The sequence below is a fragment of the Kitasatospora sp. NPDC001095 genome (assembly GCF_053598615.1).
On record NZ_JBSFKQ010000001.1, the window covers coordinates 225,549 to 248,720 of the forward strand.

Below are 23,172 nucleotides of genomic sequence, written 5' to 3' on the forward strand. Positions count from 1 at the left end.
GTCACGCTCCCGGCTTCTCGGTGGCGGGCTTCTCGGACGGCTTGCCGGACGGCACGTCGGACGGCACGTCGGACGGCTTCTCGACGGCGTCCAGCTTCTCGGCCAGCACGGCGGCGATCCGTGCGAGCGGTTGCGGACGGGTCAGTTCGCCGTGCGCGCAGTCGAGGCGGTGACCGTCGATCCGGCCGCCCAGGTACGGCCGCCAGGCCTGCTCGTACGGCCAGTCGGCGGGCTTGCCGGTGGTCGCCCCGAAGAAGACGGCATCCCCCGGGTAGCGGGCGGGCACGTGCTCGGCCATCAGCTTGCGGTGCCGGTCGAAGACCTCCGGCAGCACAGCCACCGCATCGCCGAGCACGGCCCGCAGGTCGGCGAGGCCCCGGCCGTCCGCCGGGTCGTAGCCGAGCGAGTGCAGCAACTCGGCCAGGCTGTCGGCGGTTTCGACGGGCGGCGGGGCGTCGTCGGTGCGGGTCGCCGGGGCGCCGTCGAGCAGGGCCAGCAGCCCGACCTCGGTGCCCTCGGCCCGCAGCCGCACGGCCATCTCCTGCGCGACCACCGCGCCGAAGGACCAGCCCAGCAGGTGGTACGGGCCGTCGGGGCGCACCGCGCGGATCTGCCGCACGTAGTCCTCGGCGATCTCGGCGACGCTCGCCGGTGCGTCGCCGCGCAGGCCCCGGGCCTGGAGGCCGTACACCGGCCGCTCGGGGCCGAGGTGGCGCAGCAGCCCGGAGTAGACCCAGCTGATGCCGGCCGCCGGGTGGACGCAGAACAGCGGGGGCCGGTCGCCTCCGGCGCGCAGCGGCAGCAGGACGTCCAGGGCGTCGGCCGCCGGGCCGTGGTCGGGGCTCCGGTCGAGGTGCCGGGCGAGGCCGGCCACGGTGGGTGCCTCGAACAGCGCCCGCATGCCGGGATCGGCGCCGAGGGCGGTGCGGACGCGGGCGAGCAGCTTCATGGCGAGCAGGGAGTGGCCGCCGAGGTCGAAGAAGTCGTCGTCGATGCCGACGCGCTCCAGGCCGAGGGTCTCGGCGAACAACGCGCAGAGCAGCTCCTCCCGGGGGGTGCGGGCGGCGCGGCCGCCGGTGAGCGGCCCGAAGTCCGGTGCGGGCAGCGCCGTCCGGTCGAGCTTGCCGGTGCCGGTGAGGGGCAGGGCGGCCAGCGGGACGACGGCGGCGGGCAGCATGTAGCCGGGAAGGTGGCCGGCGGCGAAGGCGCGCAGCTCGGCCGGGTCGAGCGGGCCGTCGGTGACGACGTACGCGACCAGGCGCAGCCCGTCCTCGTCGGGCAGGACGGCGGCCTGGAGCACCAGCGGGTGGCGCGTCAGCACGTGCTCGATCTCGCCGAGTTCGATCCGGAAGCCGCGGATCTTCACCTGGTGGTCGGTGCGGCCCAGGTATTCGACGCCGCCCTCGCGGGTGCGGCGGGCGAGGTCACCGGTGCGGTACATGCGCGCGCCGCCCGGCTCGAAGGGGCAGGCGACGAAGCGCTCCGCCGTCAGGCCCGGCCGGTCGAGGTAGCCGCGGGCCAGCCCGGCACCGGCCAGGTACAGCTCCCCCGGCACCCCGGCCGGGACGGGATTGAGGTACTCGTCCAGGACGTACGCCCGCACCCCGGCGATCGGGCCGCCGAGACCGGGGCGCGGTGCGGCGGCGACGGGCTGGCCGAGGGTGTAGACGGTGGCCTCGGTCGGGCCGTACAGGTTGTGGGCGACGGTGTCCGGTGCCTCGCGCAGGGTGGTCCAGAGCTGCTGTCCGACGGCTTCGCCGCCGAGCACCAGCACGGACGGTGCGGCCTCCTCCAGCAGGCCCTCCGCCAGGAGTCGCTCGGCGTAGGAGGGGGTGAGGTCCATGGCGCCGATGCCGGTGGCGCGGACGTGCCGGACCAGGGCGGCCGGGTCGCGGCGCAGCTCGTCGCCGATCAGGTGCAGCTCGTGCCCGGCGAACATCCAGAGCAGGCTCTCCAGCGATCCGTCGAAGGACAGTGAGGCGGTGAGCGCGGCGCGCAGTCGGCCGTGTTCGGCCTCGGCGGGGGCGACCACTCCGGCCAGGTGGGCGGCCAGCCGCGCGGCGATGCTCCCGTGCGGGATGACGACGCCCTTGGGCCGGCCGGTGGATCCCGAGGTGTAGATCAGGTAGGCGGCGTTGTCGGCCGAGGCGCGCGGTGCCGGATCGGTGTCCGGTCCGGTGGCCTCGGCGACGGCCAGGGCGGGGGTGCCGGCCAGGACGGGGGCGACGGCCAGGGTGGGGGTACCGGCCAGGGCCTCGGGCTTCGGCCAGCCGTCGTCGGTGAGGACGAGAGCGGGGGCGGCGTCGGCGAGGGTGCGGGCGGTGCGGTCGGCGGGGTGGTCGGCGTCCAGCGGCAGGTAGGCGCCGCCGGCCTTGAGCACGGCCAGGATCGCGATCACGCTCTCGGCCGAGCGGGGCAGGGCGAGGGCGACGACGGACTCGGGGCCGACGCCCTGCCCGATCAGGTGGTGGGCGAGGCGGTTGGCGCGGGCGTTCAGCTCGGCGAAGGTCAGCGCGGTGTCGCCGCAGACCAGCGCGACGGCCTCCGGGGTGCGGGCGCTCTGGGCCGCGAAGGCGGCCGGGAGCAGCGGGACTTCGGCCGGCAGGGCGGCTCCGGCGGTCGGGAGCGCGGCGCGCTCCTCGGCCGGGAGCAGTTCGATCCGGCCGATCGGCAGCTCCGGATCGGCGGCCACCGCCGTCAGCAGTCGGCCGAAGCGGACGGCGATCGCCTCGACCGTTTCGCGGTCGAAGAGGTCGGTGGCGAAGTCGATCGCGCACTCCAGGCCGGCGGGCGCGCCGTCGGGGTCGAAGGACTCGCCGAGGCCGACGCTCAGGTCGAACTTGGCGACCGTCCCCGCGGAGGACTCCACGGAGGCGTCCAGTCCGGCCGGGGCGAGCGGCGCGGAGTCACCCGACCGGCCCTCCAGCAGCAGCGCCACCTGGAAGAGCGGGTGGCGGGCCAGTGAGCGGGCCGGGTTCAGCTCCTCGACCAGGCGCTCGAAGGGCACGTCCTGGTGGGCGTGGGCGTCGAGTTGGGTCTCCCGGACGCGGGCGAGCAGCTCGGTGAAGCTGGGGGAGCCGGTAGGGGTATCCCCAGCGGAGCGAGGGGAAGTGTCGGTGCGCAGCACCAAAGTGTTGACGAAGAAGCCGACCAGGTCGTCCAGCGCCTCGTCGCTGCGCCCGGCAACCACCGAGCCGATCGGAATGTCGGTGCCGGCGCCGAGGCGGGTGAGCAGGGCGGCGAGCGCGGCCTGGACGGTCATGAACATCGTCACCCGGTGCTCGCGGGACAACTCGCGGAGCGCGCGGTGGAGTTCGGCGCCGTAGGGCACGACGACCCGATCGCCGCGGTGGGTGGCGGCGGCGCGGCGCGGCCGGTCGACGGGCAGCGACAGTTCCTCGGGCAGGCCGGCCAGTTTCTCGCGCCAGTGGGCGAGTTGGCGGGAGATCAGGCTCTGCGGGTCGCCCTCCTCGCCGAGCAGCTCGCGCTGCCAGAGCGCGTAGTCGGCGTACTGGACGGGCAGTGGCGTCCACTGCGGGGCCGTACCGCCGGCGCGGGCCGCGTAGGCGGTGGCGAGGTCGCGCAGCAGCGGGCCCATCGACCAGCCGTCCCCGGCGATGTGGTGCAGGACGAGGGCGAGCAGGTGCTCGCCGGGCCCGGCCGGGATGAGGTGGGCGCGGACGGGCAGATCGGCGGCCAGGTCGAAGGGCAAGGCGGTGCGGCTCTCGGGGTCGGTGCCGGGCGGCAGTTGTTCGACCGGGACGCGGGCCTGCCCGGCGGGCAGGATCCGCTGGTACGGGGTGCCGTCCTCGCTCTCCGCGATCAGGGTGCGCAGGCTCTCGTGCCGGGCGACGACGTCACCGAGTGCCAGTTCCAGTGCGTCCAGGTCCAACTCCCCTGCCACGCGCAGCAGGAGCGGCAGGTTGTAGAGGGCGCTGGGGCCCTCCATCCGGTCGATCAGCCACAGCCGCTGCTGGGCGGAGGACAGCGGCACCCGCTCGGGCCGCTCGCGGTCGGCGGTCAGTGCCGCCCGCTGCGGACCGGCGCCCAGCCGAACGGCCAGTCCGGCCACGGTCGGTGCCTCGAAGACGTCCCGGATCGCCAACTCCGCGCCCAGCGTGGACCGCACCCGGCTGAGCAGCTTCATGGCGAGCAGCGAGTGGCCGCCGAGGTCGAAGAAGTCGTCGTCGACCCCGGCCGTCTCCAGGCCGAGCACCTCCGCGAACAGCCCGCAGAGGATCTCCTCCTGGGGCGTGCGGGCGGCGCGGCCGGCCGCCAGCGCGGCGAAGTCCGGTGCGGGGAGCGCCCGGTGGTCGACCTTGCCGCTGCCGGTCAGGGGCAGCGCGTCGAGCAGGACGACGGCGGCCGGCACCATGTAGCCGGGCAGCGTCTCGGCGGCGAACCGCCGTATTTCGGCGGCGAGTTCGGGCGCGTCCTGGGCCGCCGCGCAGTGGGCGACAAGGCGCTGGTCGCCGGTGTCGCTCTCCCGGACGGTGACCACGGCCTGGCGGACGGCGGGGTGGCGGGCCAACACCTGCTCGATCTCGCCGAGTTCGACCCGGAAGCCGCGGATCTTCACCTGGTGGTCGGTGCGGCCCAGGTACTCCACGCCGCCCTCGCGGGTGCGGCGGGCGAGGTCACCGGTGCGGTACATCCGCACGCCCGGCTCGAAGGGGCAGGCGACGAAGCGCTCCGCCGTCAGGCCCGGCCGGTCGAGGTAGCCGCGGGCCAGCCCGGCACCGGCCAGGTACAGCTCCCCCGGCACCCCGGCCGGGACGGGATTGAGGTACTCGTCCAGGACGTACGCCCGCACCCCGGCGATCGGGCCGCCGAGACCGGGGCGCTCCACCGCGGCGAACGGCTGGGTCAGCGCGTAGACGGTGGCCTCGGTCGGGCCGTAGAAGTTGTGGCCCGCCGTGTCGGGGTGCTCCCGCAGCCGCTGCCACAGCGCCCGGCCGACGGCCTCCCCGCCGAGCAGCAGCACGCGTGGCGCGGGTGCGTCCAGCAGCCCCTCCTCGATCAGCTGCTCGGTGTAGGACGGGGTGAGGTGCAGGGCGTCGATGCCGGCCTCGGCCGTGTGCCGGACCAGGGCGGCCGGGTCGCGGCGCAGCTCGTCGCCGATCAGGTGCAGCTCGTGCCCGGCGAACATCCAGAGTACGGGCTCCAGGGAGGCGTCGAAGCAGAGCGAGGCGGTGAGCGCGATCCGCTGCCGGCCGTGGGCCTCCTCGACGCCCCGGATCAGGGCGGCGCGGTGGGCGGCCAGCAGGGCGGCGACGGCGCCGTGCGGGACGACGACGCCCTTGGGGCGGCCGGTGGATCCCGAGGTGTAGATGACGTAGGCGGCGTCGCCCGGGTCGGCGGCGCTCCACCGCGGCTCGTCGGTGTCGCCTTCCGGCGGGGCGGTGACGTCCAGGGTGCGCAGGCCGGTCAGCACCTCGGGCAGCGGCCAGCGGTCGTCGGTGAGGGCGAGCGCCGGGCGGGCGTCGGCGAGCATGTGGGCAGTGCGCTCGGCCGGGTACTCGGCGTCCAGCGGCAGGTAGGCCGCCCCGGCCTTGAGCACGGCGAGCATGGCGACCACCGTCTCCGCCGAGCGGGGCAGGGCGAGGGCGACGACCGACTCCCGTCCGGCGCCCGCGGCCCGCAGGCGGCGGGCGAGGCGGTCGGCGCGGGCGTTCAGCTCGGCGAAGGTCAGCCGGGTGTCGCCGCAGACCAGTGCGACGGCCTCCGGGGTGCGGGCGGCCTGGGCCGCGAAGGCGGCGGGCAGCAGCGGGACTTCGGTCGGCAGGGCGCCGCCGGAGGCCGGGAGTGCGGCCCGCTCCTCGGCCGGGAGCAGCTCGATCCGGCCGATCGGCAGCTCCGGATCGGCGGTCACCGCCGCCAGCAGCCGGCCGAGGCGGACGGCGATCGCCTCGACCGACTCGCGATCGAAGAGGTCGGTGGCGAAGTCGAGGGCGCAGTCGATCCCGGCGGGCTCGCCGTCGGGGCCGAAGGACTCCTCGGCGATCAGGCTGAGGTCGAACTTGGCGGAGCCGGTGCCCGCTCCGAGCGGCTCGACCCGCAGGCCCGGCGTCGACGGCTCGGCCCGCTCGTTGCTCTGGAGCACCAGCATGACCTGGAACAGCGGGTGGCGGGCCAGTGAGCGGGCCGGCTTGAGCTCCTCGACCAGGCGCTCGAACGGCGTGTCCTGGTGGGCGTAGGCGCCGAGGGCGGTCTCCCGGGCGCGGCCGAGCAGTTCGGCGAAGCTCGGGGAGCCGGTAGGGGTATCCCCAGCGGAGCGAGGGGAAGTGTCGGTGCGCAGCACCAGGGTGTTGACGAAGAAGCCGACCAGGTCGTCCAGCGCCTCGTCGGAGCGCCCGGCCACCACCGAGCCGATCGGAATGTCGGTGCCGGCGCCGAGGCGGGTGAGCAGGGCGGCGAGCGCGGCCTGCATCGTCATGAACAGGGTGACCCGGTGTTCGCGGGACAGCGCGAGCAGTTCGCGGTGGCGCCGCGCGTCGAGGGTGAGCGCCACCCGGTCGCCGCGGTGGGAGGCGACGGGCGGGCGGGGGCGGTCCAGCGGCAGCGTGGCCTCCTCCGGGAGGTCGGCCAGGGTGTCGCGCCAGTAGGCGAGTTGGCAGGCGGCCAGGCTCCCCGGGTCCTCCTCGTCGCCGAGCAGCTCGCGCTGCCAGAGCGCGTAGTCGGCGTACTGGACGGGCAGCGGCGCCCACTGCGGGGCCGCACCGCCGGCGCGGGCCGCGTAGGCGGTGGTGAGGTCGCGGACCAGTGGGCCGAGGGACCAGCCGTCGCTGGCGATGTGGTGCAGCGCCAGCACCAGCACGTGCTCCTCGGGCGAGACCCGCAACAGGGTGGCCCGCAGGGGCAGTTCGGTGCGCAGGTCGAAGGCGTGGCGGCACAGCCCGGCCACGGCGGCGGCCACCTCGGCGGCCGGGCAGGCGCGCGTCTCGAGGGGGGCGGCGGCCTCGCCGGCCGGGAGGATCCGCTGGTACGGGGTGCCGTCCTCGCTCTCGCCGATCAGGGTGCGCAGGCTCTCGTGCCGGGCGAGGAGGTCGCCGAGCGCCGACTCCATTGCGGCGGTGTCCAGTTCGCCCGCCAGGCGCAGTGCCAGCGGCGCGTTGTAGAGGGCGCTGGGGCCCTCCATCCGGTCGATCAGCCACAGCCGCTGCTGGGCGGAGGACAGCGGCACCCGCTCGGGGCGCGCGCCGTTTCCGCTCAGCGCCGCCCGCCGCGGGCCGGCGCCCAGCCGGCCGGCCAGTCCGGCCACGTTCGGCGTCTCGAAGACGTCCCGGATGCCCAGTTCGGCTCCGAGTGCGGACCGCACCCGGCTGAGCAGTTTGGTGGCGAGCAGGGAGTGGCCGCCGAGGTCGAAGAAGTCGTCGTCGATGCCGACGCGCTCCAGGCCGAGCACCTCCGCGAACAGCCCGCAGAGGATCTCCTCCTGCGGCGTGCGGGCGGCGCGGCCGGCCGCCAGCGCGGCGAAGTCCGGTGCGGGGAGGGCGCTGCGGTCCAGCTTGCCGTTGGCGTTCAGCGGCAGCGCGTCCAGCGGCACGATCGCGGCGGGCAGCATGTAGCCGGGCAGGGTCCGGGCGGCGGCGGCGCGCAGGTCGGCCGGGTCGAGCGGGCCGTCGGTGACGACGTACGCGACCAGGCGCAGCCCGTCCTCGTCGGGCAGGACGGCGGCCTGGAGCACCCGGGGGTGGGCGGTCAGGGCGCGTTCGATCTCGCCGAGTTCGATCCGGAAGCCGCGGATCTTCACCTGGTGGTCGGTGCGGCCGAGGTACTCCAGCTCCCCGTCGCGGGTGCGGCGCAGCAGGTCCCCGGTGCGGTACATCCGCGCGCCCGGCTCGAAGGGGCAGGCGACGAAGCGCTCCGCCGTCAGGCCCGGCCGGTCGAGGTAGCCGCGGGCCAGCCCGGCGCCGGCCAGGTACAGCTCCCCCGGCACCCCGGTCGGGACGGGGTTGAGGTACTCGTCCAGGAGGTAGCCGCGGGTGCCGGCGACGGTGCGGCCGAGGACGGGCCGTCCGGTGGCCGCCAGCGGGTGGGTGAGGGCGTCGACGGTGCACTCCGTCGGGCCGTACAGGTTGTGGGCGGCGGTGCCCGGCGCCTCGCGCAGCCGGGTCCAGAGCGCCTGGCCGACGGCCTCGCCGCCGAGCAGCACCAGGGCCGGCGCGGGCTCGTCCAGCAGGCCCTCCTCGAGCAGCTGCTCGGCGTAGGAGGGGGTCACCTCCAGGACGCCGATCCGCTGTTCGCGCACGTGGCGGACCAGGGCCCGGGCGTCGCGCCGCACGTCGCCGCCGATCAGGTGCAGCTCGTGCCCGGCGACCAGCCAGAGCAGGCCGTCCCAGGAGGCGTCGAAGCAGAGCGAGGCGGTGAGGGCGACCCGCTGCCTGGCGGTGCCGGCCATCACCCCGGTGCGGTGGGCGGCCAGCAGGGCGGCGATACCGCCGTGCGGGACGACGACGCCCTTGGGGCGGCCGGTGGATCCCGAGGTGAAGATGACGTAGGCCGCGTCGGCCGCACCGGCCCGCGGTGCCGGGTCCGTCTCCGGGCCGGGGCCCGGTACGGCGAGGTCGAGCGCGGGGTGTCCGTCGAGCGCCTCGGGCAGCGGCCAGCGGCCGTCGGTGAGCACCAGTGCGGGGCGGGCCTCGGCCAGCATCCGGGCGGTGCGCTCGGCCGGGTGGTCGGCGTCCAGCGGCAGGTAGGCGCCGCCGGCCTTGAGCACGGCCAGGATGGCCACCACCGTCTCCGCCGAGCGCGGCAGCGCCAGCGCCACCACGCGCTCGGGGCCGACGCCCTGGGCGATCAGCCGGTGGGCGAGGCGGTTGGCGCGGGCGTTCAGCTCGGCGAAGGTCAGCCTGGTGTCGCCGCAGACCAGCGCGACGGCCTCGGGGGTGCGGGCGGCCTGCGCCTCGAAGGCGGCGGGCACCAGGGGCACCTGTTCGGGCAGCGGCGTGTGGTCGCCGGCGGCGGCGGACCGCTCCCCGGCGGGCAGGACGTCCAGTTCGGCGACGGACCGCCGGGGGTCCTCGACGACCTGGCGAAGGACCAGGTCCAGTGCGGTGGAGAGCCGTTCGGCGCTCTCGCGGTCGAACAGGTCGGTCGCGTACTCCAGGACGCCGACCAGCCCCCCGGCGGCGCCGTCGGCGCCCTGCCGCTCGACCAGGCGCAGGGTGAGGTCGAAGGTGGCCGTCCCGAAGTCGACCGGCTCCTCCGTCACCGTCACGCCGGGCAGGTCCGGGCCGTCCTCGACGGCGCCCGCGAAGGCGAGCATCACCTGGAACAACGGGTGGCAGGCGGTCGACCGGGTCGGGTTCAGTTCCTCCACCAGCCGCTCGAAGGGCACGTCCTGGTGGGCGTGGGCGGCCAGGTCGGTCTCCCGGACGCGGGCCAGCAGGTCGGCGAAGCCCGGGCGGCCGGCGAGGTCGGTGCGCAGCACCAGGGTGCCGGCGAAGAAGCCGACCAGCTCCTGCACGGCCTCGTCGAGGCGCCCGGCCAGCGGGGTGCCGATCGGCAGGTCGGTGCCGGCGCCGAAGCGGTGCAGCAGGGTGGCGTACGCGGCCTGGAGGACCATGAAGAGGGTCACGCCGTGTTCGGCGGCGAGCGCGGTGAGCCGGGCGTGCAGGTCGGCGTCGAACTCCAGCGGGACGACCGCGCCGCGGTGGGAGGCGACCGGCGGGCGGGGGCGGTCCAGCGGCAGCGGCAGCTCCTCCGGGGCACCGGCCAGGGTCTCGCGCCAGTGGGCGAGCTGGCGGGAGAGCAGGCTCCGCGGGTCCTCCTCGGAGCCGAGCAGCTCGTGCTGCCAGAGCGCGTGGTCGGCGTACTGGACGGGCAGCGGCGCCCAGCGCGGGGCGTCGCCGGCCAGGCGGGCCCGGTAGGCCTCGGCGAGGTCGCGGTAGAGCGGGCCGAGCGAGGCGCCGTCCCCGGCGATGTGGTGGACGACCAGGACCAGCACGTGCTCCTCGGTGCCCTCGGGCCGCAGGTAGGCGTGGACCGGGAGGTCGGTGGCGAGGTCGAAGGTGTGGCCGGCGAGTTCGTCGGTCGGGCGGTCGGTGACGGTGAGCAGGGCGGCGGTGGGGGCGTCGAGGACGCGCTGGTACGGGGTGCCGTCCTGCTCGCCGATGACGGTGCGCAGGGCCTCGTGCCGGTGGACGACGTCGCCGAGGGCGGCCGCCAGGGCGGTGGGGTCGAGCGGCCCGCTCAGCCGCAGGGCGAGGGTCACGTTGTAGGTGGCCGAGGGGCCGTCGGCCCGGTCGAGGAACCAGAGGCGGCGCTGGGCGAAGGAGAGCGGCACCCGCTCGGGCCGGACGGCGGGGCGCAGCGCCGGGCGGGCCGGGGCGGGGGTGTCGGCCGCGCGCTCGGCGATCCGGTCGGTGAGCCCGGCGACGGTGGGCGCCTGGAAGAGGTCACCGATGGCGAGTTCGACGCCGAGTTCGGCGCGGGCCCGGCCGACCAGGCGGGTGGCGAGCAGGGAGTGGCCGCCGAGGGCGAAGAAGTCGTCGTCGATGGTGATGCCGTCGATGCCGAGGAGGTCGCGGAAGAGTTCGCAGAGCACCCGTTCGCGCTCGTCACGGGGGGCGCGCCCGGTGTCGTCGGCGGCGAGGTCGGGGGCGGGCAGGGCCCGGCGGTCGACCTTGCCGTTGGCGTTGAGCGGCAGCGCGTCCAGCAGGACGACCACGGCGGGGACCATGTAGCCGGGCAGCACGGTGCCGGCGAAGGCGCGCAGTTCGGCCGGGGTGAGCGTGGCCTCGGCGGTGCAGTAGGCGACCAGCCGAGTGTCGCCGGGGCGGTCCTCGCGGGCGATCACGATGACCTGGCGGACGGCCGGGTGGCGGGAGAGCGCGGCCTCGATCTCGCCGAGTTCGATCCGGAAGCCGCGCAGTTTGACCTGGCCGTCGATCCGGCCGAGGAACTCCACGGCGCCGTCGGCGCGCAGCCGTACCAGGTCCCCGGTGCGGTACATCCGCTCGCCGGGCCGGTACGGGCAGGCGACGAAGCGCTCGGCGGTCAGGCCGGGCCGGCCGAGGTAGCCGCGGGCCAGGCCGGCGCCGGCGAGGTACAGCTCACCGGGGACGCCGGGCGGGACGGGGCGCAGCCGGGCGTCCAGGACGTAGGTGCGCATGTTGTCCATCGGGCCGCCGATCGGCACCCGGGGGCCGTCGAGGTCGGCGGGGACGAGCGGGTGGTGGGTGGCGAAGGTGGTGGTCTCGGTGGGCCCGTAGACGTGGGCGAGCAGTAGGTCGGGGCAGGCCTCCAGGACGCGCCGCATCAGCACGCCGGAGGCGGCCTCGCCGCCGGTGCAGACGACGCGCAGGGCGGCGAAGGTCTCCGGGGCCTGCTCGGCGACGAGGTCGAACAGGGCCTTGGTGAGGAAGACGGCCGTGACGCCGTGGCGGACGGTGACGGCGTGCAGGGCGGCGGCGTCGAGGGCGCCGGGCGGGGCGACCACGACGGTGCCGCCGGCCAGCAGGGGCGTCCAGATCTCGTACGTGGCGGCGTCGAAGGCGTGCGGGGAGTGCAGCAGGACGCGCCGGTGCCGGCCGTCCCGCCAGCGGCGGTCGGCGGCGAGGTCGAGGACGTCGCGGTGGCGTACGGCGACGCCCTTGGGGCGGCCCGTGGAGCCGGAGGTGTACATCGCGTAGGCGAGCTGGTCCGGGTGGACGGTCAGGCCGGGGCGGTGGTCGGGGGCGCCGGCCTCGTCGCCGGGGCGCACGACGGCGGCGCCGTGCGGGAAGCCGGGGTCGGCGCGGTCGGTGAGCAGGACGGGGGCGCCGGTGTCGGCGAGCACGCCGGTCATCCGCTCGGGCGGCAGGCCGGGGTGCATGGGGACGTAGCAGCCGCCGGCCTTGAGGACGGCCAGGGTGGCGACGACGACGTCGGCGGAGCGCTCCATCAGCATCGCGACGGGGGTCTCGGGGCCGACGCCGAGGGCGCTCAGGTGGTGGGCGAGGCGGTTGGCGCGGGTGTCGAGTTCGGCGTAGCTGAGGGCGCCGTCGTCGTGGACGAGGGCGGTGGCGTGCGGGGTGCGGTCGGCCTGGCGCTCGAAGGACTCGGCGAGGGTGCCGGACCGGCGGGGGGCGTCGGTGGCGTTCCACTCGGTGAGGATGCGGGTGCGCTCCTCGGGGGCGAGCACGTCGAGGGTGCCGATGGGGGCGTGCGGGTCGGCGGCGGCGCCGGCCAGCAGCCGGCCGAGCCGTTCGGCCAGCGCGGCGACGGTGTCGCGGTCGTAGAGGTCGGCGGAGTACTCGATCGAGCCGGTGAGCCCGGCGGGGGCGCCGTCGGGGCCGTGCCGTTCGGTGATGCCGATGTTGAGGTCGAACTTGGCGACCCGCAGGCCGATCGGTTCGGGGGCGGACTCCAGCCCGGGCAGGGCGAGTTCGGCGTCCTGGCCGTGGTTCTGCAGTACCAGCAGGGTCTGGAACAGCGGGTGGCGGCCGAGCGCCCGGGGCGGGTTGAGCTCCTCGACGATGCGCTCGAAGGGGAGGTCCTGGTGGGCGAAGGCGTCGAGTTGGGCCTCCCGGACCCGTCCGAGCAGTTCGGCGAAGCCCGGGTCGCCGGACGAGTCGGCGCGCAGGACCAGGGAGTTGACGAAGAAGCCGACCAGGTCGTCCAGGGCCTCGTCGGAGCGTCCGGCGACACCGGTGCCCAGCGGGATGTCGGTGCCGGCGCCGAGCCGGGTGAACAGGGCGGCCAGGCCGGCCTGGAGGACGGTGAACAGGGTGGTGCGGTGGGTGCGGGCGAGGTCGAGCAGGGCGGTGTGCAGGCCGGCGTCCCAGGCGAGGTCGACGGAGTCGGCGGCGCCGGTGGGGGCGGGCGGTCGGGGGCGGTCGGTCGGCAGCTCCAGTTCCTCCGGGAGTCCCGCCAACGCGGTTCGCCAGTGGTCGAGTTGGCGGGCGAGCAGGCTCTCGGGGTCGCGCTCGTCGCCGAGCAGGTCGCGCTGCCAGAGTGCGTAGTCGGCGTACTGGATCGGCAGTGGTTCCCAGTCGGGGCCGTGGCCGGCGAGCCGGGCCCGGTAGGCCTCGGCGAGGTCGCGCAGCAGCGGGCCGAGCGACCAGCCGTCACCGGCGATGTGGTGGAGCACGACGAGCAGCACGTGCTCGGTCGGGCCGAGGGTGAACACCGTGACCCGGATGGGCAGTTCGCTACTCAGGTCGAAGGTCTCGGCGGCCGCGGCGTCCCGGCGGGCCGGGTAGTCGTCCGGTGCGCAGTCCACGGCCAGGAAGCGCGGCTGCGCCTCCTCGGCCGGCAGGATCCGCTGCACCGGGACTCCTCCGGCCACCGGGAACACCGTGCGCAGGGCCTCGTGCCGGGCGACCACGTCCGCCGTCGCGGCGCGCAGCGCGGCGGTGTCGAGGCGGCCGCGCAGGCGCAGGGCGAACGGCAGGTTGTACAGCGCGGTCGGCCCCTCGATCTGGTCGATCAGCCAGAGCCGTTGTTGGGCGTACGAAACCGGGATCACGGTGCTTCCTCTACTCGGGTCTGCTCACGACAACGGCACGGGCTGGTCGGCGGGGCGGGGACGACCGCGCGGGCAGGGCGGGACGGGGCCCTCAGACGGCGGCCAGGGTGGGCCGGACGCTGGGCCGGCAGTCCAGGACGTCCAGCGGACGCCCCATCGAGACGGCGATCCTGCGGGCGCCGCGGTACGGGTCCCTGCCGTGGGCGCAGAGCACGTTGTCGACCAGCATCACGTCGCCGACCTGCCAGCGCTCGCGCACGGTCGCCGCGTGGTACGCCTCGTTGAGGGCGTCGACGTCGGCGCGCTCCAGCGGTTCGCCGTCGCCGAACCCGGTGTTGAACGGCAGGCCGTCCGGGCCGAACTCGTCGGTCATCGCCTCGCGGATGTCCGGGTCGAGCGACCACTCGTTCCAGAACGCGAGGTGGTTGAACCAGACCTCCTCGCCGGTCACCGGGTGGTGGATGGTGCCGGGGCGCAGCTGGGTGGTGCGCAGGTTGCCGTCCGCCGGCCACTCCCAGGTGATGCCGTTCTCCCGGCAGTAGGCCTCGACCTCGGCGCGGTCCTCGGTGGCGAAGGCGGTGCGCCAGCCGAGGGAGACGTAGTCCGAGTAGTTGCGGGTGAGGGTCCAGCCGGAGGTCCGCATCCGCTCGACCAGGTGCGCGGGCAGGTGGTCGAGCACCCGGCGGCAGTCGGCGGTGGGGGTGGCCCCGCCCTCCTCGGGGGCGGTCAGGCAGGCGAAGAGCAGCCGGCCGGGGAAGGTCAGGGTGTAGCTGTTCTCGTTGTGCATCCGGATCGGCTGGGCCGGCGGCAGATCGGTGGAGGAGAAGACGCCGTTGCCGTAGTCGCTGCGCGGGGTGGCCTTCTCCCGGTACGGGGTGCGCTCGGGGATGAGGACGTCGCGCACGGCGGCGACGTCCTCGGTGCCGGCGACCGGCAGGCCCCGCAGGAAGATCGTGCCGTGCCGGTGCAGGGCTTCGGTGAGGGCGCTCTCGTTCTCGCGCAGCCACTCGCAGGCCTCGCCGATGTCGGCGGTCCGCGGCGCGTGGGCGAGGGCCGGGCGGCCGGGGTTCAGTTCCCAGGTCGGCATGGCGGCGGTCACCGGTCGGCGAGGGCGGCGACCAGGCTGGCGGGCCTGATGTCGGTCCAGTTGGCCTCGATGTGGTCGAGGCAGCCCTGACGGGTGTCCTCGCCGTGGACGGTGGTCCAGCCGGCCGGCACGTCGATCCAGACCGGCCACAGGGAGTGCTGGTTCTCGTCGTTGACCAGCACCAGGTAGCCGGCGTTGTCGTCCTCGAACGGGTTGCTCATGGTGTCCTCCTTGGGTTGCTTCGAAGGTAGGGGCGGGCCGCGCGGCGGAAGGGCAGGAGCCGCGGCAGGAACGCGGCAGTTGGGGCCCTGCCGCAGGGGCCGGGTGGGCGCCGGCTCAGCGCGGGGTGAGGCGGACCGGGAAGCGGTCCAGGCCGAAGTTGATGATCGAGCGGTTGTGGGTGACCGGCCCGGTCGGCTCGATGGCGGCGACGCGCTCCAGCATCGCCGTGAACAGGCCGCCGAGTTCGGCCTTGGCCAGCGGCGCGCCGACGCAGTAGTGGGCGCCGAGGCCGAGTGCGAGGTGCTTGTTGGGGGCGCGGTCGAGCAGGATCTCCTCGGGCCGGTCGAAGGCCTCCGGGTCCCGGTTGGCGGACCAGACCCAGACCGCGACCCGGTCGCCGCGCCGGATGGTGCGGCCGTCGAGCTCGGTGTCCCGGCTCGCGGTGCGCAGGGTGTGCAGGCCGACGGAGGTCCAGCGCAGCAGTTCGTCCAGGGCCGAGTCCATGCCGACCTCGCCGCGCTGCAACCGTCGCCACAGCTCCGGGTGTCGGACCAGCGTGTGCAGGCCCATGGCGGCGGTGTGGCGGACGGTCTGGACGCCGCCGACCACGATGTTGTCCAGGTTGAGGACGACGTCCTCGATCGGCAGCAGCTTCCCACCGACCCGGTAGGTGGCCATCATGCTGATCAGGTCGTCGCGCGGGTCGCTGCGGCGCAGCATCACCTGGTGCAGCAGGTACGGGATGAGCTGCTGGTGGCCGGCCCTGCGCTCCTCGGGGGTGCGGCCGAGGAAGGCGACGTCGCAGACCCGCACGACCATGTCGCGATCCGCCTCCGGGACGTCCAGCAGGTCGCACATGACGGACAGCGGCAGCGCGGAGACGGCGTCGACGAGGTCCACCTCGCCCTGCTCGACGGCCCGGTCGACGATCGAGGCGGCGAGGTCGGCGATGCCCCGGGAGGCTCCGCGCACGGCGCCCGGGGAGAAGAACGGGTTCGCGGGGGCCCGGAGTTCGCGGTGCCGGGGCGGGTCGGTGAGGGCCATCATCCGGCCGGAGCCGACCGGCACGTTGCCCTCGCCGGCGCCGAGCAGCGAGCCCTGTTCGGAGCTGTAGACGGCGGCGTTGCGCAGCACCTCGGCGGAGTGCCGGTAGGAGAGCACCGACCAGACCGGCCCGTCGTCGACGGTGTCGGTGAGGTGGACGGCGGACTCCCGGCGCAGCTCCGCGACCAGCGCGGGGGTGTCGGGGCGGGCCCACAGGTCGGGGTCGGTGAGGTCGACCGCGGTGGTGGTTGGCATCAGTGCTCCGTGGTGGGCTGGTGGGCGGCGCCGGGCCGCACGATGAGGGAGGTCAGCAGGTCGACCGGGCCGGGCCCGTCGACGGTGGCGAGCAGGTGGCCGCCGGGGACGACGTGGTGGCCGTGGCCGCCGCGGGTGTGGACGGCCCATCCTTCGAGCCCTCCGACGGCGAGGAGCGGGTCCTCGACGCCGACGACGGTGTGCAGGGCGGAGCCGATCGGCGGGTGCGGGCGGGGCCGGTAGGTGTCGACCACGGCCAGGTCGGTGCGGATGCCGCGCAGCGCGTGCTCCTTGAGGTCGCCGTCGCCCGCGACGAGTTCACCCATCCCGGCGAGCCGCAGCAGGTCGTCGGCGGTGTACTGCGGGCGGTCGGCGCCGGCCCAGGCGGCGGGCGGCGAGGCGGAGGCGGCGACGACGAGTTCGGGCCGGCGCTCGGCGGGCAGCGCCCGGGCGACCTCGTAGCCGAGCAGGGCGCCGAAGCTCTGCCCGTAGAAGCCGAACCGGCCGGTCAGGTGCGGGGTGAGGGCCTCCAGGACGGCGTCGACGAGCAGGTCGAAGCTCGCGGGCATCGGGTGGCCGAGCCGGCCGCCGCGGGCGGGCGGGCGCAGGGCCCAGACCTCGGCGGCCGGGGCGAGGGCGCGGGCGAGCGGGGTGTAGGCGGTGGCGTCGCCCCCGGCGTGCGGGAAGCAGAACAGCCGGTACGGGCGGTGCGGTTGGGGGGCGGGGACGAACAGCCAGTCCCCCTCGACGCGGGGCCGCACCCGCAGTGCGGTGGTCATGCGCCGGCCGCCCGGGCGCGGGCGGTCAGGGCGGGCCGGGGGGCGGCGGTGCCGGCGGCGACGGCGCGCTCGACGGTGGCGGTGAAGGCGGCGAGGTCGGCCGAGTCGAGGAGGTGGCGCAGCTGGAGTTCGATGCCGAGCCGGCGGCGCAGCAGGTGGACGACCCGCAGCGCGGCGATCGAGTGGCCGCCGAGCGAGAAGAAGTCGTCGGTGGGCCGGACGCCGCCGACGCCGAGCACGGTGCTCCAGACCTCGGCGACCTGCCCGGCCAGTCCGGCGTCCTCCTGCGGCGCGCCGTCCTCGACGGCGGCGGGGGCGGCGGCGGGTACGGGCAGCGCCGCCAGGTCGACCTTGCCGTTCGGGGTGAGCGGCAGGGCGTCCAGCACGGTGATCGCCGAGGGCACCAGGTGGGCGGGGACGGTGGCCCGCAGCCGCTCGGTCAGTTCGGCGGCGGTGACGGCGCCGGTGACGTACCCGACGAGCCGGCGGTCCCCGGGGGCGGGCTCGTACACGGTGACGGCGGCGGACCGGACGCCCGTCAGCCGGGCCAGGGCGTGCTCGACCTCGCCGAGCTCGATCCGGTAGCCGCGCAGCTTGACCTGGCGGTCCATCCGGCCGACGTACTCCAGCCGGCCGCCCTCGCCGCGCCGGGCCTGGTCGCCGGTGCGGTACATCCGCTCGCCGGCGGCGGTCGGGTCGGCGACGAAGCGCTCGGCCGTCAGGCCGGGCCGACCGACGTAGCCGTGGGCGAGGCCGGGCCCGGCCAGGTACAGCTCGCCGACGACGCCGTCGGGGACGGGGGTGAGCTTCTCGTCCAGCAGGTGCAGGCGCACCCCGGGCAGCGGCTCGCCCAGGTGCGGCCCGGGGCCGGTGATCGGCGCGGTGACGGCGTCGACGGTGCACTCGGTGGGCCCGTACAGGTTGAGCGCGTCGATGCCGCCGTCGGCCAGCTCCCGCCAGGTGCGCTCGGGGACGGGCTCGCCGCCCATGAACAGCCGCGGCACCCGGGCGCCGGCGAGCGGCTCGCGCAGCAGCTCCCAGTGCGAGGGGGTCAGGTCGAGGTCGGTGACGGCGTGCTCGGCGAGCAGGGCGGCGAGCAGGGCCGGGTCGGCGCGCTGATCCTCGCCGATGACCAGGACGGTGTCGCCCCGGCAGATCCGGGCCCACTGCTGCACGGAGGCGTCGAAGGAGACGCTGGCGTTCCAGCCGACCACGCCGGGCTCGGCCCGGTAGGCGCCGGAGGCCTCCAGGGCCTCGACCAGGGCGGCGACGGCGCCGCGCGGCACCTCGACGCCCTTGGGGCGGCCGGTGGAGCCGGAGGTGAAGATGACGTAGGCCGGGTCCAGCGGGTGGGCGTGCTCCGGCAGTTCTCCCCCAGCCCGGCGGCCGGGAGGTACCCCCACCCCAGCCCGGCGGCCGGGAGGTACCCCCGGCCCGTCGGCGGCGGCGTCCGGGCGCAGCACAGGCACGCCCTCGGCGGCGGGAACTCCCTCGGCGGCGGGCAGGCCGTCGGCGCTGATCAGGGCGGCGAGCCGGGCGTCGGCGGCCATGAGGGCGAGCCGCTCGGCGGGGTAGGCCGGGTCGAGCGGGACGTAGGCGGCGCCGGCCCGCCAGACGGCGAGCAGGGCGACCGGCAGGTCGGCGGTGCGGGCGAGGTGGACGCCGACCCGGTCGCCGCGGCCGATGCCGCGCTCGCGCAGGGCGCGGGCCAGGGCGGCGGTGCGGCGGTCGAGTTCGGCGAAGTCCAGGCGGGCCGGGCCCGCGAGGACGGCGGTGCGACCGGGGTGGGCGGCGACGGTGTCGCGCAGGCGGTCCAGCAGGTCGGTCATGACGGCTCCTCAGGACTCTCGGGCGGCGGCGGCCATGGTGTGCAGGGCGGCGGCGTAGGTGTCGATGAACTGCTCGGCGGTGCTGTCGGCGACCAGCGAGCGCTGGTGGTCCACGGCGAGCAGCACCCGCTGCGTGACCGGGTCCTGGATCACCGAGGCGCCGAAGGCGAAGCTGTTGGGCTCGTGGCGCAGGGTCGGCTCGGTGCCGATCCGGCCGTCCACGATGCGGGCCGAGCTGAGCCGGCCGAGGGCGTGGAAGCGCAGGTAGCCGAACTGGCTGTCCAGCGCGGTGTCGGTCATCAGCCGGGCGAGCCGGGCGAAGGGCACCCGGCGGTGCGGCATCATGTCCAGCTCCTCCCGGTGGACCTCGCGGACCAGGGCGAGCAGGTCGTCGGTGGGCTCGCAGCCGAGTGGCACGGTGTTGAGGAACAGCCCGTACACCTCGGTGCCGCCGAGCCGTTCCAGCCGGCCGTTGACGGCCAGGCCGGTGGTGACGCGCCGACGTCCGGTGACGGCGGCGAGGGCGTGCAGGTGGGCGGCGAGCGCCACCGACTTGACCGGCACTCCGAGCGCGTCGGCGACGTCGCGCAACTGCCCGGGCGCCTCGGGCAGCACCCGTTCGACGGTGCGGGGCGCCTCGTGGACGTCCTCGCTGCCGGGGAACAGCTGGCCGCTGACGCCGGTCAGCCGCTCGCGCCAGTAGCCGAGCGAGCGCTCGTCCCCGGCGGCCTGCCGTTCGACGGCCACGAAGTCGCGGAAGGCGGTGCGCGGCGGCGGGGCGGGCACGCCGAGCGGGTCGGCGGCGAGGGCGCTGTGGCGCTCCAGGATCTCGGTGAGCAGTGAGGTGAAGCTCCAGCCGTCGAGGATCGCGTGGTGCTCGGAGACGGTGAGCTGGAAGGCGTCCTCGGCGAGGCGCTGCACGGTGATCCGGAACAGCGGCGGCGCGGCGAGGTCGAAGGGCGTCCACCGGTGGGTGTCGAAGACCTCGCGGATCGCGGAGTCCTGGTCCGCCTCCGCCGTGCCGCGCAGGTCGGCGAACTCGACGGGGGCGGGCAGCCGGCCGTGCACGAGCTGCAGCGGTTCGCCGTAGCCGGACAGGTCCAGGCCGGTGCGCAGCACCGCGTGGCGGTCCATGGCCTCGGCGACGGAGCGGCGGAAGGCCTGCTCGTCGAGGTCGCCGGCGATCCGGTAGGAGTTGACGTTGTGGTAGCTGTCGGTGCCGCCGGCGATCTCCATGTGGAAGACCATGGAGAGCTGCATGGACACCATCGGGTAGGCGTCGACGAGGCCGGGCGGCAGGTCGGCGCGGTCCTCCGGGGAGATCAGGGCGAAGGGCTCGCGGGCGTCCCGGTCCTCGGTGACGGGCTTCGCCAGCGGCAGCAGGGCGGCCACGGTGGGGGCGTTGAAGACGTCCCGCAGGCTGAGCCCCCAGCCGCGCTCGTGCAGCGCGCCGGCCAGCTGGACGGCGCGGATGGAGTCCCCGCCGAGGTGGAAGAAGTCGTCGTGGACGCCGATGCCGTCCACCCCGAGGACCTCCGTCCAGACGGCGGCGAAGGCCTCCTCCTCCGGGGTGCGCGGCTCGACGTGGCGCCCGCCGGTGGCGGCGCTGCGCTGGCCGGGGGCGGGCAGGGCGGCGCGGTCCACCTTGCCGTTGACGGTGAGCGGCAGCGACTCCAGCACCGTGTAGCTCGCCGGGACCATGTACGGGGGCAGCGAGCGGCCGAGGAAGGCACGGACGTCGGCGGGCTCGCGGCCGGTGACGTACGCGGCGAGGCGGTCCTCGTGCACGGTGACGACGCAGGCGTCGACGTCCGGGTGGGCGGCGAGCGCGTTCTCGATCTCGCCGAGCTCGATCCGGAAGCCGCGCAGCTTGACCTGGAAGTCGGCGCGGCCGATGTACTCCATTCCGCCGCCGGGCAGCCGACGGGCGACGTCGCCGGTGCGGTAGAGCCGGGCCCCGGGCGGGCCGTACGGGTCGGCGACGAACCGGCCCGCGGTGAGACCGGGGCGGCCCCAGTAGCCGTGGGCGAGGCTGCCGCCGCCGATGTACAGCTCGCCGGCCGCGCCGGGCGGCACCGGCCGCAGCCAGTCGTCCAGGACCTGGGCGCTCAGGTGCGGCATCGGGGCGCCGATCAGGCTGCGCTCGAAGCCGGCGCTGCCGGCCAGGTCGTGGGTGGTGACGTGGACGGTGGTCTCGGTGATGCCGTACAGGTTGCACAGCCGGGCCGGGGGCGGCGGGTCGAGTTCGAACCAGCGCCGGACGACGGCCGGGTCGAGCGCCTCCCCGCCGAGCATGATCCACTTCAGTGCGGGCAGGGCGCGCGGGCTGCGGCGAAGCACCGGCTCCAGCTGGCGCAGCGCCGAGGGGGTGAGGCAGAGGCAGGAGACGGCCTCCTCCTCCAGCAGCTGGGCGAACTCCTCCGGCGAGCGGCTGGTCACGTACGGGACGACGACCAGGCGGGCGCCGTGCAGCAGGGCGCCCCACATCTCCCAGACCGTCCAGTCGAAGGCGTAGCTGTGGAACAGCGTCCAGGTCTCCTGCGGGCCGAAGCCGAAGTGCCGCTCGCCGTCCGCCATCAGCCGGCTGACGTGCTCGTGGGCGACGGCGACGCCCTTGGGGCGGCCGGTGGAGCCCGAGGTGAAGATGACGTAGGCGACGTCGCCGGGGCGTCCGGCGGCCGGCGGGCGGGCCTCGGGGCGGGCGGCCAGGTCGGCGGCCTCGGCCGTCAGGTCGTAGGCCCGCCAGGGGCCCTCGGGCACCCGGTCCGGGCGGTCGGTGACGACCAGGGTGACGCCGGTGTCGCCGAAGACCAGCGCGGCGCGGTCGGCGGGGGCGGCGAGGTCGACGGGCACGTAGGCGGCGCCGGTCTTGAGCACGCCGAGGACGGTGACCAGGACGTCGGCGGTGCGCTCCAGCAGCATGCCGATCCGGTCGCCGGGGCCGGCGCCGCGGGCGCGCAGGGCGTGGGCGAGGCGGTTGGCCCGGCGGTCCAGTTCGGCGTAGCTCAGGGTGCGGTCGGGGTCGCTGACGGCGGGCCGGTCCGGGTGGGCGTCGGCGGCCCGCTCGAACAGGTGGTGCAGGCAGTGGCCGGGGGTGTCGGTGGCCGCCGTCGCGTCGGCGCCGGCGCCGGCCGCCCGGGTGGTCAGCCGCAGCACGGTGGCGTCGGGGTCGTCCAGGGCGGCGGTGAGCAGGGTGTCGTACTCGGCGGCGAGGCGGCGGACCGTCCCGGCGTCGAACAGGTCGCTGCGGTACTCGGCCTCGCCGCGCAGCTCGCCGCCGGCTTCCCCGGCGTCGAAGACCGACCAGGTGAGGTCGAACTTGCTGGTGCCGTTGGAACGCACCCGGCTCTGCGCGGTGGCCGCCGGGCCGAGCGCCAGCGGGGTGCGGTCCTCGCCGTGGGCGCCGAACACCACCTGGACCAGCGGCGGGTGCTGGGCGCTGCGGGCGCCGCCGAGCAGGTCGACGATCCGGTCGAAGGGCAGGTCGAGGTAGCCGTACGCCTCGAAGGCGACGTCCTGGACGTGCTCCAGCAGGTCCCGGAAGCCCATCGCGGGCGCGAGCCGCAGGCGCAGCGGCAGCAGGTTGACGAAGTAGCCGAGCAGGTGCTCCAGTTCGGGGCGGTCGCGGGTGGTGACCGGGGTGCCGACGACGAGGTCCTCGGCGCCGGTCCAGCGGTTCAGCAGCAGGGCGAAGGCGGCCAGCTGGACGGTGAACGGGGTGACGCCCTGCGCCTCGGCCAGGGCGCGGACCCGGCCCGCGGTGCCGGGGGCGAGGCCGAACCCCTCGGTGCGGCCGGCCGCACCGCGCTCGGCGGGCCGGGGCCGGTCGGCGGGCAGCTCCAGCAGGGCGGGGGCGCCGTCCAGCCGCTCCTTCCAGTAGGTCAGGTGCTCCTCGTACGAGGTGCCGAGCTGCTCCCGCGCGTAGTCGGCGTACTGCACCGTCAGCTCCGGCAGTTCGGCCTCCCGGCCGCGCACCGCCGCGCCGTACAGCTCGGCGAGCTCGCGCTCGAAGACCTCGGCGGACCAGCCGTCCCAGACGATGTGGTGGACGGTGAACAGCACCGTGGTGCGCTCGTCCGCGAGGCGGAACGCCTCGGCGCGCAGCAGCGGTCCGGCGGCCAGGTCGAAGGGCTCGGCGCAGCGGGCGGCGAGCAGCTCCTCCAGGCGCCGCGCCTGGCCGGAGCCGCTCAGCGGGCGCAGGTCGGTCACCGCGAGCGGCACGGTGAGGCCGTGGTGCACCTGCTGGCGGGGGCCGTCGGGGTGCAGCGCGAAGCTGGTGCGCAGCGTCTCGTGGCGGGCCGTCACGGCGTCCAGCGCTCCCTGGAGGAGCGCGAGGTCGAGCGGGCCGGTGACGTCGAGGGTCCAGGGGGTGCAGTAGGTGACGGCGCTCGGGTCGAGGCGGTCGAGGAACCAGAGGCCGCGCTGCAGCCCCGAGGCGGGCGCGGTGCGCGCCGGGTGGTCGGACGGGCTCACGGCCTCGTTCCCTTCGTGTGCGGTGCGGGC

At 75.8% G+C, this 23,172-nt stretch carries 7 protein-coding genes; all 7 read right to left on the reverse strand.

All coding sequences use genetic code 11. The features are described 5' to 3' along the window. Position 1 precedes the first annotated feature (1 nt). Positions 2 to 13,453 (reverse strand): amino acid adenylation domain-containing protein, encoded by a 13,452-nt coding sequence (locus ACWDBB_RS00980; protein ID WP_449787590.1) that lies wholly within the window; start codon positions 13,451 to 13,453, stop codon positions 2 to 4. Positions 13,454 to 13,544: 91 nt separating this feature from the next. Next, positions 13,545 to 14,540, reverse strand: a complete 996-nt coding sequence (locus tag ACWDBB_RS00985; protein WP_449787591.1) for a TauD/TfdA family dioxygenase — start codon at positions 14,538 to 14,540, stop codon at positions 13,545 to 13,547. A gap of 8 nt (positions 14,541 to 14,548) precedes the next feature. After that, on the reverse strand, positions 14,549 to 14,761 hold the full coding sequence (locus tag ACWDBB_RS00990; protein ID WP_380451513.1) for an MbtH family protein: 213 nt from the start codon (positions 14,759 to 14,761) through the stop codon (positions 14,549 to 14,551). A 115-nt stretch (positions 14,762 to 14,876) separates the two neighbouring features. Continuing rightward, positions 14,877 to 16,061 carry a cytochrome P450 gene (locus ACWDBB_RS00995; protein ID WP_449787592.1) on the reverse strand — a complete coding sequence of 395 codons (1,185 nt, stop codon included), beginning with the start codon at positions 16,059 to 16,061 and terminating at the stop codon, positions 14,877 to 14,879. Next, complete coding sequence (locus ACWDBB_RS01000) at positions 16,061 to 16,840, reverse strand: thioesterase II family protein (RefSeq protein WP_449787593.1); 780 nt, start codon at positions 16,838 to 16,840, stop codon at positions 16,061 to 16,063. Before ACWDBB_RS01000 ends, ACWDBB_RS00995 begins: the two co-directional genes overlap by 1 nt. Further along, a complete protein-coding gene (locus ACWDBB_RS01005) occupies positions 16,837 to 18,669 on the reverse strand; it encodes a non-ribosomal peptide synthetase (RefSeq protein ID WP_449787594.1) in 1,833 nt (610 codons plus the stop codon). Before ACWDBB_RS01005 ends, ACWDBB_RS01000 begins: the two co-directional genes overlap by 4 nt. Positions 18,670 to 18,678: 9 nt before the next feature. Then, positions 18,679 to 23,142 carry an amino acid adenylation domain-containing protein gene (locus ACWDBB_RS01010; RefSeq protein ID WP_449787595.1) on the reverse strand — a complete coding sequence of 1,488 codons (4,464 nt, stop codon included), beginning with the start codon at positions 23,140 to 23,142 and terminating at the stop codon, positions 18,679 to 18,681. Positions 23,143 to 23,172 lie beyond the last annotated feature (30 nt).